9 protein-coding genes and 1 pseudogene are annotated in these 13,929 nt (G+C 69.2%); 8 read left to right on the top strand and 2 right to left on the bottom strand.

Annotated features, from left to right (window positions below; all coding sequences use genetic code 11):
- Positions 1 to 29 precede the first annotated feature (29 nt).
- Complete coding sequence (locus ACTWQN_RS31105; protein ID WP_443207180.1) at positions 30 to 692, bottom strand: 4'-phosphopantetheinyl transferase family protein; 663 nt, start codon at positions 690 to 692, stop codon at positions 30 to 32.
- 312 nt (positions 693 to 1,004) lie between these two features.
- On the opposite strand from ACTWQN_RS31105, the gene ACTWQN_RS31100 reads away from it, so the two are divergent.
- The 5 genes from ACTWQN_RS31100 (at position 1,005) to ACTWQN_RS31080 (ending at position 5,358) form a co-directional block, all read left to right on the top strand.
- Entirely contained in the window at positions 1,005 to 1,865 is an 861-nt protein-coding gene (locus tag ACTWQN_RS31100; RefSeq protein ID WP_443207179.1) for an ABC transporter permease, read from the top strand.
- Positions 1,838 to 2,575, top strand: coding sequence for an ABC transporter ATP-binding protein (locus tag ACTWQN_RS31095; protein ID WP_443207178.1), 738 nt, complete (start codon positions 1,838 to 1,840; stop codon positions 2,573 to 2,575). The genes ACTWQN_RS31100 and ACTWQN_RS31095 overlap by 28 nt, the downstream gene beginning before the upstream one ends.
- Positions 2,572 to 3,672: an LLM class flavin-dependent oxidoreductase gene (locus ACTWQN_RS31090; protein WP_443207177.1), complete on the top strand. Its 1,101-nt coding sequence runs from the start codon at positions 2,572 to 2,574 to the stop codon at positions 3,670 to 3,672. Before ACTWQN_RS31095 ends, ACTWQN_RS31090 begins: the two co-directional genes overlap by 4 nt.
- Positions 3,673 to 3,833: 161 nt before the next feature.
- Complete coding sequence (locus ACTWQN_RS31085; protein WP_443207176.1) at positions 3,834 to 4,862, top strand: Rrf2 family transcriptional regulator; 1,029 nt, start codon at positions 3,834 to 3,836, stop codon at positions 4,860 to 4,862.
- Between the two features lie 13 nt (positions 4,863 to 4,875).
- On the top strand, positions 4,876 to 5,358 hold the full coding sequence (locus tag ACTWQN_RS31080) for a cupin domain-containing protein (protein WP_443207175.1): 483 nt from the start codon (positions 4,876 to 4,878) through the stop codon (positions 5,356 to 5,358).
- Positions 5,359 to 5,479: 121 nt separating this feature from the next.
- Here ACTWQN_RS31080 and ACTWQN_RS31075 read toward each other — a convergent pair whose 3' ends face one another.
- On the bottom strand, positions 5,480 to 5,740 hold the full coding sequence (locus ACTWQN_RS31075) for a biotin/lipoyl-binding carrier protein (RefSeq protein WP_443207174.1): 261 nt from the start codon (positions 5,738 to 5,740) through the stop codon (positions 5,480 to 5,482).
- Between the two features lie 312 nt (positions 5,741 to 6,052).
- Here ACTWQN_RS31075 and ACTWQN_RS31070 point away from each other — a divergent pair, with 312 nt between their 5' ends.
- The 3 genes and pseudogenes from ACTWQN_RS31070 to ACTWQN_RS31060 form a co-directional block, all read left to right on the top strand.
- Positions 6,053 to 7,366, top strand: a complete 1,314-nt coding sequence (locus ACTWQN_RS31070) for a glycosyltransferase family 87 protein (RefSeq protein WP_443207173.1) — start codon at positions 6,053 to 6,055, stop codon at positions 7,364 to 7,366.
- Between the two features lie 523 nt (positions 7,367 to 7,889).
- A complete protein-coding gene (gene gltB / locus ACTWQN_RS31065; protein WP_443207172.1) occupies positions 7,890 to 12,428 on the top strand; it encodes a glutamate synthase large subunit in 4,539 nt (1,512 codons plus the stop codon).
- Positions 12,421 to 13,866 (top strand): annotated as a pseudogene (locus tag ACTWQN_RS31060) (glutamate synthase subunit beta); the annotation flags it as partial. The gene gltB and the pseudogene ACTWQN_RS31060, both read left to right, overlap by 8 nt.
- Positions 13,867 to 13,929 lie beyond the last annotated feature (63 nt).

Below are 13,929 nucleotides of genomic sequence, written 5' to 3'. Positions count from 1 at the left end.
TTGCCAAGTATGTTGGTGGAAGGTGCCCTTCACTCGTCAGGCGATTGGGTTACCGCGATGGCGCTCACCACCAGGGCGTTGCGGACCAGCCAGCGGCCGGTGAACCTGGTGAGGGGGCGGCCCGCCAGTTCGGCGCCTTCCTTGCGCAGGTGTGCGGTGAAGGTGCCGGTGCCCAGTTCGATGCGGGCGTCCTCGAAGCCGAGCCATTCCCGGGTGATCGGGTACCACGCCTTGTAGACGGCTTCCTTGCAGCTGAACAGGATCCGGTCCCAGTTCGTATTCGGATCCACTGTGGACAGCTCGGTGAGGTGGGCGCGCTCGGCGGGTAGGGACACCACGTCCAGCACGCCGTCGGGTAGCGGCTGGTGCGGCTCGGCGTCGATGCCGAGGGTGTGCACCTTGTCGGCCTGCGCCGCCACCGCGGCGCGGTAACCCGCGCAATGCGTGATGCTGCCGATGATCCCGCTGGGCCACTGCGGTGCGCCGCGCTCGCTGCGCAGCAGCGGTGCGGGCGGCACACCGAGTCCCTCCAGCGCCCGGCGCGCGCACCACCGACCAGTGGTGAACTCCCGGCGCCGCTTGTCCACCGCGCGCGCGATCAGCGCTTCCTCTTCGGGGAACAGGAGCACGTCGGGCGGATCGCTGAACGCCTCGGCTGAGCTGACCTCGGCGGGCAGCAGGTCCTCGATCACCAGCGGAATCCCAATCTGTGGAGTTGGGTTTACACGATTCCAGCACGCGGCTACCGTCGGTGCCATGTTCCGGACAGCGGCGCTGACCACACGAGGTTACGTGGACTTCGTGCGGGTGTCCTCCGCGCTCTGTTGCCAGTAACGGATCTTGCCTGCGGCACGCGCGTCCGGCTGCTCGTGAGCGACGGTTCTCACCGCAGCGATCACTCACGAATCCTCGCGCGCGACCTGCCGATCACCGTCTGATTCCACGATTCCCAGCGTGGCCGGTCAATCGCGGCCGCGCTGCACCCTGCCCCGCGGAGAGTGCCGATGCCTGTGTCCACCGAACGCGCGCCCACCGACGCGCCGACCGAACGAGATCCGATCGCCGTGACGACCGTGCGGACCCGCACGGCGCGGCGCGAAAACCGCGTGCCGCGTTGGCTTTTCAAGCTGATCAGCCCGATCGGCCTGGTGGTGATCTGGCAGGTGCTCAGCAGCACCGGAGTGCTCAGCGACGACACCCTCGCCTCGCCCGCCACGGTCGCCGCGACCGCGGTCGAGCTGTGGGACGAGGGGCGGTTGCAGGCGGCGATCGGCGCCTCGATGCAACGCGTCCTGGCCGGTCTGGCCATCGGGGTGGTGACCGCGATCGTGCTGGCCACGCTGTCCGGGCTGTTCCGGCGCGGCGAGGACATCATCGACGCGCCGATGCAGATGCTGCGCACGGTGCCGGTGATCGGCCTGATCCCGCTGCTGATCATCTGGTTCGGCATCGGCGAGCAGCCCAAGATCGTGCTCATCGCGCTGGCCGTCACCTTCCCGCTGTACATGAACATCTACGGCGGCATCCGCAACGTCGACGCCGGTCTGGTGGAGGCCGCCAAGACCCTCGGCCTCGGCTGGTTCGGGCAGGTCCGGCACGTGATCCTGCCCGCCGCGATGCCCAACGCCCTGGTAGGACTGCGGTATTCGCTCGGTTCGGCCTGGCTGGCGCTGGTCTTCGGCGAGACGATCAACGCCACCGCGGGCATCGGCTACGAGATGAACACGGCCCGCGAGTTCTTCCAGACCGACGTGATCGTGGTCTGCCTGGTGCTCTACGCGCTGCTCGGCCTCGTCGCCGACTTCATCGTCCGACTGTTGGAAAGGATCGTGCTGGCATGGCGACCGGCGTTCAGCGGAGCGTAGTGAAACCCGCCACGGTGCGCGGCCTGAGCCGCCATTTCGGCGACCGCGCCGTGCTCGACGGGCTCGACCTGGAGATCGAGCCCGGCCAGTTCGTGGCCCTGCTCGGCCGCAGCGGCTGCGGCAAGAGCACCTTGCTGCGCATCCTGGCCGACCTCGACCGCGAGGTGACCGGTGACGTCGAAGTGGCCGTGCGGCGTGCGGTGGCGTTCCAGGCGCCTCGGCTGATGCCGTGGAAACGCGTGTGGCGCAACGTGATCCTCGGTCTGCCGGGTCGCCCGGACAAGAAGCGGGCGGTGGCCGCGCTGGAGGAGGTCGGCCTCGGCCACCGGGTGGGCGTGTGGCCGAAGGTGCTCTCCGGCGGCGAGGCGCAGCGGGCGTCGTTGGCCCGCGCGCTGGTGCGCGAACCGGATCTGCTGCTGCTCGACGAGCCGTTCTCGGCGCTGGACGCGCTGACCCGGATCAAGGCGCAGGAGCTCGTCGGCGAACTCTGGCAGCGGCACAGGTGCGCCATCCTGCTCGTCACGCACGACGTCGAAGAGGCCCTGCTGCTGGCCGACCGGGTGCTGGTGATGCGCGACGGCCGCATCGGCTACGACAAGGTCCTCGGCCTGCAACGGCCGCGCGATGTGGCCGATCCGGCCTTCTTGGCGCTGCGCGCCGAACTGCTGTCCTGGCTGGGCGTCGGGCCCGAAGAAGGGAGTTCGCCATGACCGTCGAGTTCATCGGGATGATCGGGGCCCAGCACGTCTCGGAGATCCACGCGGCCGACGGTCCCCCGATCGACCGGGAGTTCCTGCGCGGGTTCGCCCAGGCCCACGAGGCGGCCGGGTTCGACCGGGTGCTGATCGGCTACGGGTCGAGCAGCCCGGAGAACACCCAGCTGGCCGCCTACGTGGCCGCGCACACCGAGCGGTTGGGCTTCCTGATCGCGCACCGGCCCGGCTTCATCGCCCCGACGCTGGCCGCCCGCACCTTCGCCACCGCAGACCACCTCACCGGCGGCCGGATCGCGGTGCACATCATCACCGGCGGCAACGACGCGGAGCAGCGCCGCGACGGCGACTACCTGGGCAAGGACGAGCGCTACGCGCGCACCGACGAGTACCTGGACATCCTCCACCAGGTGTGGACCGCCGAAGGCCCGGTGAGCCACGAGGGCGAGCACTACCGGTTCGAGGACTTCAGCACCCCGGTCCGCCCGGTGCAGCAGCCCCGAATTCCGCTGTACTTCGGCGGATCCTCGGACGCGGCGCTGCGCGTCGGTGGCAAGCACGCGGACGTCTACGCGATGTGGGGCGAGCCGCTGGCGCAGACGGCGGAGCAGATCGCGGCCGTCCGGAAGGCCGCCGCGGCGGCCGGGCGGGCCGAACCGCCGCGGATCAGCGTGTCGTTCCGGCCGATCCTGGGCGCCACCGAGGAGCAGGCGTGGCAGCGGGCGCACGGCATCCTCGACCGGATCAACGCGGTAGGTGGCGGGCTGGCGTCCTTCACCGGTCCGAAGACCCTGCAACCGGGCCAGCAGGTCAGCAACGTCGGTTCGCAACGCCTGCTCGCCGCCGCGGCGGCGGGGGAGTTGCACGACCGTGCACTGTGGACACCCACGGCGGCGGCCACGAACGCGGCCGGTAACTCGACAGCGCTGGTCGGCACGCCCGAGACGGTGGCGGCGGCACTGCTGGACTACGTCGACATCGGCGTCACGACGCTGCTCATCCGCGGCTACGACCCGTTCGACGACGCCGTCGACTACGGGCGGGAGCTGATCCCGTTGGTGCGCCAGGAGATCGCCCGCCGCGAGGCGGCCTGAACCGCAGGACCCGCGCGGGCCTCGGCGGACGCCACGACGTCGGCGCGGTCCTCATGAGCCGACACCTCCGCAGTGCCACCAGGTGGGCTGGCGCTGCCAAGGACAAGAACACCGGGACGCGCGCCGCGTGATTCCCGGTACCGGCGATGAGCGGAGTTGACATGACCCGGACTTGGACCGCGGAAGGGGCCTGCCGCGGCACCGTCGTGGTGCTGCCCGGCAGAGGCGAGGACCCGTCGGTCTACCAGCGCTTCGGCCGACGGCTGGCGGCCGACGGCTACGCGGTCGTGGTGCCGGAGGCCGACGACGATCCCGCAGCGTGCTTCCAGCCAGGCGTGGCGGGCTTCCTGGCGGGCACCGATGTCGGGGCGCTGCGCGCCTGGCAGCTGGCGCTGGAGATCGAACCGGACGGCCTGATCCTGGCGGGCACGCCGCTGGCGCGGGGCCAGCGCCCCGCCGACCGGGCCGAGGAGATCGGCGTGCGCACGTCGTGCCCGGTGCACCGGGCGCTGCTGGAGAACGACCCGGACTTCGAGTGGGGCCAGCTGACCGACGACGTGCCGCAGCCGCCGGAGCGACTGCCGGAGGTGCCGACCCTGCTGCTGCACGGCGACGCCGACACCCTCGCGCCGGTCGCACCGGTGACCTCGCTGGCCGCCCAGCACCCGCAGAGCTCGCTCGCGGTGTTCAAGGACGGCGTGCACGACATCCTCAACGACCGGTTCCACCGCAGCGTGGCCGCGCGCATCGTGCTGTTCTGCGAGGAGGTGGCCAAGGGCGCGGTGCTGCTGCCCGAGACCTCGGCCGCGCCCCGAGCACGCCGATCCGCTCCGGTGCACGTCTCGGCCCGGGCCGACTACTCGGTGCGGGCGCTGCGCGAGCTGGCCGGTGGCGGCCGCGAACCGGTCACCTGCGAGGTCATCGCCCGGCGGCAGGGCATCCCGCTGAATTCGCTGGTCAACCTGATGATCGAGTTGCGGCGGGCCGGGCTGGTCAGCAGCCAGCGCGGCTGCGAGGGCGGCTACTGGCTGGCGCGCCCGGCCGAGAAAATCACGGTCGGTGAGGTTGTGCGAGCGGTCGAAGGTGCGGTTACCTCGGTACACAGCGGTTCACCCGGCGCCGAGATCTGGCGCGAACTCGACCGGCGGGTCACCGGGTTCCTCGACGGTGCGCCGCTGGTCGGCTGGTGAGAAAGGATCGGCGATGACCGAGCACGACGCGTTCCACCCGGATTTCTCGACCCCGGTGCCCGCGGCGCAGCGCCGCGAGCTGCGCACCCGGGTGCACCACGTCCGGGCCGCCGACCTCGACCACAAGACCGCGCAGACCGAGGGCATGCGGCGGCTCGCGGCGGTCAGCGGCGACCTGGTCGGTTCGGAGGAGATCTGGATGGGGGAGACGCACGTCGCCCCGTCCACGGCATCGGACAACCACCACCACGGCGAGTCGGAGACGGCGATCTACGTGGTCAGCGGCCACCCGGAGTTCGTCTTCCACGACGGCTCCGAGGAAGTGCGCATCAAGACGGAGCCGGGCGACTACATCTTCGTGCCGCCGTTCGTCCCGCACCGCGAGGAGAACCCCGATCCCAACGACCCGGCGGTGGTGGTGATCGCCCGCAGCACCCAGGAGGCGATCGTGGTCAACCTCCCCGAGCTCTACCACCTGGAACCGGAGTCCGACTGAGCTCCGGTCCAGGCTTCGGCGAATGCGCGGACGGGTGATCGCGCGGCGGAACCTCGGATGCGGTCTCGGCTCCGCCGCTCGCCCGACACCGGGGTCCCGCCTGCGGATTCGCGCGAATTCCTCAGTCGGTGCTCACCACGGCGATGAGGTCGCCTTCCGCGACGGTGTCGCCCTCCGCCACCGCCAGGCGGGTGACCACGCCGTTGGTTTCGGTGATGACCGGGATTTCCATCTTCATCGATTCAAGGACGGCCAACTCTTCGTCGGCCCGCACCGACGCGCCTTCGGCGACCAGCAGCTTCCCCACGCTGGCGACCATTTCGGCCCTGATCTCCATGCATCCCCTCTCCCGGGCGCTACAGGCGATGATCCGGTCGATCACGCCGGTCCCAGTCTCCGGAGGCGCATCGCGGGAAATCAAGGACCTTGGCCGGAACCGACAGGTTGCGCCCGGGTTCTGGTAGGGCGAAACCCTTGACCGATACCCGCGCCCGGGCTATCGCCGCCCTGGCGGGCTGATCGACCAGGCGCGGCGAGGGTCGGCCGAATCACTCGATGGAGCCGGGCGATGACCTGGTGTGCTCCGGCGAGGCGCGTGCCGGGACCTGCTCGGGGTGGGTTAAAGTCTTTCGGTTCTTCCACGGGTGTTTCCCGCGGCCTGGCGAACTCGGCGTGATCGACCGATCACGCATCAGTGGTTGATGTCGGTCGCCTGATCGAGAGGACCCAGTTGGCCACGGTGCAGTTCGAGTCCGGCCACGCCGTGCTTCACCTGGGCGGCCTCCCGGATCGGCTTCGCGGTTTCGTCGTGAACCACTCCCGCGGCATCATCGGATTCTCGATCCCGATGGTCATCGCGTCGTTCGTGCTGCTGGTGCTGCTGCGGCGGGCCGGGTTGGTGCACGGTTCCGGGATCGACTACCAGGTGTACCGCTGGGCGGTGCACACCTGGCTCGCCGGCGGCGACATCATGAACACCGCCCCGATGGTCAGCATCGGGCGAGTGCTGCCCTGGGTGTACCCGCCGTTCGCGCTGCTGCCGCTGCTGCCGTTCGCGTTGCTGCCGTTCGTCGCCGGGCTGCTGGCGCTCTACATCGTCGACCTGCTCGCCATCGGCGCGGCGTTGTACCTGATCACCCGGCACATGTGGCCGGTGGTGGGGACGCGGGGCGCTGCTGCGGTGGCGATGGCGTTGTTGCCGTGGGCGCTGTTCCTGGAGCCGGTGTACGCCTCGTTCGGGCTCGGCCAGATCAACATCGCGCTGCTGGGGCTGGTTATCGTCGACTGCCTGGCGCGCAGCCCGCGCTGGCCGCGCGGACTGCTGATCGGCATCGCCGCGGCGATCAAGCTCACTCCGGTGGCGTTCCTGCTGTTCTTCCTGTTCCGCAAGGACTTCCGGGCCGCGGTGGTGGTGGTCGTGACGGCGATCATCGGCACTCTGGCGGGCTTCGCGCTGAACTACCAGGCCGCCGTGGAGTACTGGTTCGGCAAGGGTCCGGCGCACGGCGTCAGCGGATCCGCCTTCCACACCAACCAGTCGATCATGGGTGGGCTCGCCCGGCTCGAACTGCCGAGCCCGGCGCAGCACGCGCTGTGGCTGGTGCTTTCGCTGGCCTGCACCGCCGTCGTGGTGTTCGCGATCCGCCGCGTCGAACCGGTGCTGGCGGTGGCGGCCAACGGATTGCTGGCACTGCTGGTGTCGCCGACGTCGTGGTCGGATCATTGGGTGTGGTGCGCACCGGCGCTGCTGGTGATGCTCGGATACGCCGTTCGGCTGCGCAGTCCGGGTTGGCTGCTCGTCGCCGGGGTGACGTTGGTGACCGTGTTGGTCGCGTCGTTCCGGATGCTGCCCACCGGCCCGCCGTGGACCCCGTTGCAGCACCTGTTCGGCAATCCGTACCTGCTGCTCGGGTTGGCACTGCTCGCGCTTCTCGGCCGATATGTCCGGAATCAACCGCGGTCGACTACGCCGGAAGAACCATTGGCACCAGTGGAGATCCGGCCCTGATCTGGCCGCGCGGAGTGCCGTTGACCCGGTATTTTCGCGAGTCGAGGGACTCGACATTGGACGGTTGGTGAGGTTAACTCGTTGGCATTCGGGTGATTCTGTTTTCGTGTACGCAACGTGTTCCCGCGATCACGAAAATGGTTTGTTCTGAACCGAATCCGAACCGGTTGAACAGCGATTCGGTGGTCCGCAAGAAGATCGTGAACAATGCCACTCGCGGCGGGTCAACAGTCGCGTATGGACAATGTTGTGGTGCAGAATTCCCCGGGCTCGCGGGATTGCGACAACGCCGTCTCAATGACTGGGAGCGCCGTCATCTTCGCTTAACTTCGTGTTACTTAACAGTAGCTTTCCGGGCGCTCGCTATGTAGAGTGCCTCAAACTGACCAAGAGTGCAACGGCGCATCCTTTTGTCAGTGCCCCCAAAGGTTCTCGCCGGATCGCGGTGGGTGAGTCATGCCCTGCTGCGGCCCGCGGCCTGACGACGGGAGGTCCGATGCCCCATTCTCAGCATGCAAGAAACATGGCGCAGCGCAGCGCCGCTGCCCAGGGACTTTACGACCCGGCTTTCGAACACGACGCGTGCGGTGTCGCGTTCGTCGCCGACCTGCGCGGTCGGCGAAGTCACGACCTGGTCCGCAAAGCGCTGACTGCGTTGCGGAATCTGGAGCATCGCGGCGCCAAGGGCGCCGACCCGGAGACCGGGGACGGCGTCGGGCTGCTGACCCAGATCCCGGACGCCTTCTTCCGCGCGGTCGTCGACTTCGACCTGCCCGAAGGCGGCGGCTACGCGGTGGGCACCGCGTTCCTCCCGGCCGAAGCCGACGACGCGGCGCAGGCCGTGGCGGACATCGAGCGGATCGTGGCCGAGGAAGGCCTGCGGCTGCTCGGCTGGCGTGAACTCCCGGTCCGGCCCGACACCGCCGGAACCGCGGCGCGCGAGACGATGCCGAGCTTCCGCCAGCTCTTCCTCGGCCACGGTACCGATGCCGCGCACGGCGAGACGGCGCTGGAGTTCGAGCGGCGCGCGTTCTGCGTCCGCAAGCGCGCCGAACACGAAGCCGACGTGTACTTCCCGAGCCTGTCGGCGCGCACCATCGTCTACAAGGGGATGCTGACCGAGGCCCAGCTCGCCGCGTTCTACCCCGACCTGACCGACGAGCGCTTCGCCAGCGCGATCGGACTGGTGCACTCCCGGTTCTCCACCAACACGTTCCCGTCTTGGCCGCTGGCACACCCGTACCGGTTCATCGCGCACAACGGCGAGATCAACACGCTCAAGGGCAACCGCAACTGGATGCGGACCCGCGAGAGCATGCTGACCACCGACCTGATCCCGGGCGACCTGCGGCGGCTCTACCCGATCGCCACGCCGGAGGCCAGCGACTCGGCGACCTTCGACGAGGTGCTGGAACTGCTGCACCTGGGCGGTCGATCGCTGCCGCACGCGGTGCTGATGATGATCCCGGAGGCGTGGGAGAACCACGCCGAGATGGACCCGGCCCGCCGCGCGTTCTACGAGTTCCACAACTACCTGATGGAACCGTGGGACGGCCCAGCGCTGGTGGCGTTCACCGACGGCACCCAGATCGGCGCGGTGCTGGACCGCAACGGGCTGCGACCGGGCCGCTACTGGGTGACCGAGGACGGTCTGGTGGTGCTGGCCAGCGAGGTCGGCGTGCTGGAGGTCGACGCGGACAAGGTGGTCCGCAAGGGCCGCTTGCAGCCGGGCCGGATGTTCCTGGTCGACACCGAAAAAGGCCGGATCATCGACGACGACGAGATCAAGGGTGAACTCGCCGCCGAATATCCGTACCAGGAATGGCTGGACGCCGGTGTGCTGCACCTGGCCGACCTGCCCGAGCGCGAACGCGAGCTGCCCTCGCACGATTCGCTGGTGCACCGGCAGCAGGTCTTCGGCTACTCGCAGGAAGAGTTGGGCGTGCTGCTGGGGCCGATGGCCACCACCGGCGCCGAGCCGATCGGCTCGATGGGCAACGACGTGCCCTTCGCCGCGTTCTCCGAGCGGCCCAGGCAGCTGTTCGACTACTTCACCCAGCTGTTCGCGCAGGTCACCAACCCGCCGTTGGACGCGATCCGGGAAGAACTGGTCACCTCGCTGGGCACCCACGTCGGCCCGGAGCACAACCTGCTCGACCACCACCCGGCGGCCTGCCGCCAGCTGGTGCTGCCGTTCCCGGTGCTGGACAACGACCAGCTCGCCAAGATCGTGCACCTCAACGACGACGGCGACCGGCCGGGCCTGAAGCCCGCGGTGATCGAGTCGACCTACCGCGTCGCTGGTGGCGGGCAGGCGCTGCGGGCCCGGCTCGACGAGATCTGCGACGAGGTCTCGGCGGCCGTCGAGGCTGGGGCGCACGTGCTGGTGCTCTCCGACCGCTCGGCCGACGCCGAGCACGCGCCGATCCCGTCGCTGCTGGCCACCGGAGCCGTGCACCACCACCTGGTGCGCGAGAAGAAGCGCACCCAGGTGGGGCTGATCGTCGAGGCCGGTGACGTCCGCGAAGTGCACCATGTCGCTTTGCTCATCGGTTACGGCGCCGCTGCCGTTAACCCGTATGTGGCGATGGCGACCGTCGAAGATCAGGTGCGCGGCGGCGCCATCCAAGGTGTGGACGAGAAGCAGGCCACCGCGAACCTGATCAAGGCGTTGGGCAAGGGCGTGCGCAAGACCATGTCCAAGATGGGAGTGTCCACTGTGGCCTCCTACACCGGTGCGCAGATCTTCGAGGCGATCGGACTCGGCGACGAGGTCGTGCAGCAGTGCTTCACGGGCACCACTTCCCGGCTCGGCGGCGTCGGATTCGACGTGCTGGCCGAGGAAGTCGCCGCGCGGCACCGGCAGGCCTATCCCGCCGACGGGGTGCAGGCCCCGCACCGGACGCTGCCGGTCGGCGGCGAATACCAGTGGCGGCGGGAAGGCGAGCCGCACCTGTTCAACCCGAAGACCGTGTTCAAACTCCAACATTCCACGCGCAGCGGGCGCTACGAGGTGTTCAAGGAGTACACCCAGGCCGTCGACGACCAGTCGCGGGAACTGATGACCCTGCGCGGGTTGTTCAAGTTGCGCGACGGCGTGCGCGCACCGGTGCCGATCGACGAGGTCGAGCCGGTTTCCGCCATCGTCAAGCGATTCGCCACCGGCGCCATCTCCTACGGGTCGATTTCCCAGGAGATGCACGAGGTGCTGGCCATCGCGATGAACCGGTTGGGCGGCAAGTCCAACACCGGTGAAGGCGGCGAGGACGCCGAGCGGTTCACCCCGGACGCGGGCGGTGATTCGCGGCGTTCGGCCATCAAGCAGGTGGCCAGCGGCCGGTTCGGGGTGACCAGCGAATACCTGGTCAACTCCGACGACATCCAGATCAAGATGGCGCAGGGCGCCAAGCCCGGCGAAGGCGGCCAGCTGCCGGGCCACAAGGTGTACCCGTGGGTCGCCAAGACCCGGCACTCCACGCCGGGCGTCGGGTTGATCTCGCCGCCGCCGCACCACGACATCTACTCGATCGAAGACCTGGCGCAGCTGATCCACGACCTGAAGAACGCCAACCCCCGGGCGCGGATCCACGTCAAGCTGGTCTCCGAAGTCGGCGTCGGCACGGTCGCCGCGGGAGTGTCCAAGGCACACGCCGACGTGGTGCTGATCTCCGGCCACGACGGCGGAACCGGTGCCTCGCCGCTGTCGTCGATCAAGCACGCCGGTGGCCCTTGGGAGCTCGGATTGGCCGAGACGCAGCAGACACTGCTGGCCAACGACCTGCGCGACCGGATCGTGGTGCAGACCGACGGCCAGCTCAAGACCGGTCGCGACGTGGTGATCGCGGCACTGCTGGGTGCCGAGGAGTTCGGCTTCGCCACCGCACCGCTGGTCGTCTCCGGCTGCATCATGATGCGGGTCTGCCACCTCGATACCTGCCCGGTGGGCGTGGCCACCCAGAACCCGCAGCTGCGCGCGAAGTTCACCGGCAAGGCCGAATACGTGGTGAACTTCTTCGAGTTCGTCGCGCAGGAAGTCCGGGAATACCTGGCAGCGCTGGGTTTCCGCACGCTGGCCGAGGCGATCGGGCACGCCGACCTGCTGGACACCTCCGAGGCCGTGCGGCACTGGAAGACCCAGGGCCTGGACCTCACGCCCATCACGCACGTGCCCGAACTGCCCGGCGGCGCGGCGCGGCACCAGACCACCGGGCAGGACCACGGTCTGGAGAAGGCGTTGGACAACACGCTGATCCAGCTGTGCGAAGGTGCGCTCAAGGAAGGCTCCCCGGTTCGGCTGGACATCCCGGTGCGCAACGTCAACCGCACGGTCGGCACCATGCTCGGCTCGGAGCTGACCCGGCGGTGGGGCGGCGAAGGTCTGCCGGACGACACGATCGACGTGACGTTCACCGGTTCGGCCGGGCAGTCCTTCGGCGCGTTCCTGCCGCGCGGCATCACGCTGCGACTGCTGGGCGACGCCAACGACTACGTCGGCAAGGGCCTCTCCGGCGGGCGGATCGTGATGCGCCCGGACGCGTCGGCGCCGTTCGCCGCCGAGCAGAACATCATCGCGGGCAACGTGCTGCTCTACGGCGCAACCGGCGGCGAGCTGTTCGTGCGCGGCGTGGTCGGCGAGCGGTTCTGCGTGCGCAACTCGGGTGCCGTGGCGGTCGTCGAAGGCGTCGGTGACCACGGTTGCGAGTACATGACCGGCGGTCGCGTGGTGATCCTCGGCGGGATCGGGCGCAACTTCGCGGCGGGCATGTCCGGCGGCGTCGCCTACCTGCTGGACCTGGACACCAAGCGGATCAACCCCGAGATGGTGGACCTGGACCCGCTCGACGACGCCGACCGGGAGTTCCTGCACGACCGGGTGCGACGGCACTACGAGCAGACCGAGTCGCAGGTGGCCCGCGAACTGCTCGCCGACTGGGACAGCGCGGTCGAGCGCTTCGGCAAGGTCATGCCGAAGGACTTCAAGCGGGTGCTCGCCGCCCGAAGCGCCGCCGAACGCGACGGGCGCGACGTCAACGAGGCGATCATGGAGGCCGCACATGGCTGATCCCAAGGGGTTCATGACGACGCCGCGGGAGGTGCCGCAGCGTCGCCCGGTGGACGTGCGCATCAAGGACTGGCGCGAGGTCTACCTGGAGTTCGAGCAGCCGAAGCTGCAGAAGCAGGCCGGTCGCTGCATGGACTGCGGGATTCCGTTCTGCCACCAGGGTTGTCCGCTGGGCAACCTGATCCCGGAGTGGAACGACCTGGTGTGGCGGGACGACTGGCAGGACGCCGCGCAGCGACTGCACGCCACGAACAACTTCCCGGAGTTCACCGGGACGCTGTGCCCCGCGCCGTGCGAGGCGGCCTGCGTGGTCGGCATCAACGACGATCCGGTCAGCATCAAGCAGGTCGAGATCTCGATCATCGACAAGGCCTGGGACGCCGGTCTGGTCCAGCCGCAGCTGCCGCGCACCCGCACGGGCAAGAAGGTCGCGGTGGTCGGCTCCGGGCCCGCCGGACTCGCCGCGGCGCAGCAGCTGACCCGCGTGGGCCACCGCGTGGTGGTCTACGAGCGGGCGGATCGCATCGGCGGACTGCTGCGCTACGGCATCCCCGAGTTCAAGATGGAGAAGAGCCGGTTGGACCGGCGGCTGGGGCAGATGCGCGCCGAGGGCACCGAGTTCCGCCCCGGCGTGAACGTCGGGGTGGACATCACGGTGGAGCGACTGCGCGCCGACTACGACGCGGTGGTGCTCGCCGGTGGTGCCACGCAGGCCCGCGACCTGCCGGTACCGGGGCGCTCGCTGGACGGCGTGCACCAGGCGATGGAGTACCTGCCGCTGGCCAACAAGGTGCAGGAGGGCGACCTGGCCCGCTCGCCGATCAACGCCGAGGGCAAGCATGTCGTCGTCATCGGCGGCGGTGACACCGGCGCGGACTGCGTCGGCACCGCGCACCGCCAGGGCGCGGCTTCGGTGACGCAGCTGGAGATCATGCCGATGCCCCCGGCGTCGCGCGGTGAAGGGCACCCGTGGCCGACGTATCCGATGATCTACCGGGTCTCCTCGGCGCACGAGGAGGGCGGGCAGCGGTTGTACTCGGTGAACACCCAGGAGTTCCTGGGTGACGCCAACGGTCGGGTGCGCGCGCTGCGACTGGTCGAGGTGCGCCGCACGAACGCCGGATTCGAGCCGGTCGAGGACACCGACCGGGAACTACCCGCCCAGCTGGTGCTACTCGCGATGGGCTTCGTCGGCCCAGAACGCGCAGGCCTGTTGGAGGACCTCGGCGTAGACCTGGACCCACGCGGCAACGTCGCCCGCGACGACAACTTCATGTCCAATGTGGACGGAGTCTTCACAGCGGGCGACATGGGCCGAGGCCAATCCCTCATAGTCTGGGCCATCGCCGAAGGCCGCTCAGCAGCAGCCGGAGTGGACCACTACCTAACCAACCGCCAAATCCTCCCAACCCCAATCCACCCAACAGACCGCCCCCTCACGTACCCAGCGCGAGTTTCCGAGGTGAAGGGCACCTTTGACCGACTTACCCGGTCAAAGGTG

This window comes from Saccharopolyspora antiqui, assembly GCF_052246905.1.
GTDB lineage: Bacteria > Actinomycetota > Actinomycetes > Mycobacteriales > Pseudonocardiaceae > Saccharopolyspora.
The sequence above is the reverse complement of the archived record's forward strand: the minus strand, read 5'-3'. Positions and strand labels throughout refer to the sequence as shown.

What these genes read in the sequence shown, in the direction of transcription:
- ACTWQN_RS31100 (WP_443207179.1), top strand. Translation starts at nt 1,005, where the DNA reads ATGCCTGTGTCCACCGAACGCGCGCCCACCGACGCGCCGACCGAACGA.
- ACTWQN_RS31095 (WP_443207178.1), top strand. Translation starts at nt 1,838, where the DNA reads ATGGCGACCGGCGTTCAGCGGAGCGTAGTGAAACCCGCCACGGTGCGC.
- ACTWQN_RS31090 (WP_443207177.1), top strand. Translation starts at nt 2,572, where the DNA reads ATGACCGTCGAGTTCATCGGGATGATCGGGGCCCAGCACGTCTCGGAG.
- ACTWQN_RS31085 (WP_443207176.1), top strand. Translation starts at nt 3,834, where the DNA reads ATGACCCGGACTTGGACCGCGGAAGGGGCCTGCCGCGGCACCGTCGTG.
- ACTWQN_RS31080 (WP_443207175.1), top strand. Translation starts at nt 4,876, where the DNA reads ATGACCGAGCACGACGCGTTCCACCCGGATTTCTCGACCCCGGTGCCC.
- gltB (WP_443207172.1), top strand. Translation starts at nt 7,890, where the DNA reads ATGGCGCAGCGCAGCGCCGCTGCCCAGGGACTTTACGACCCGGCTTTC.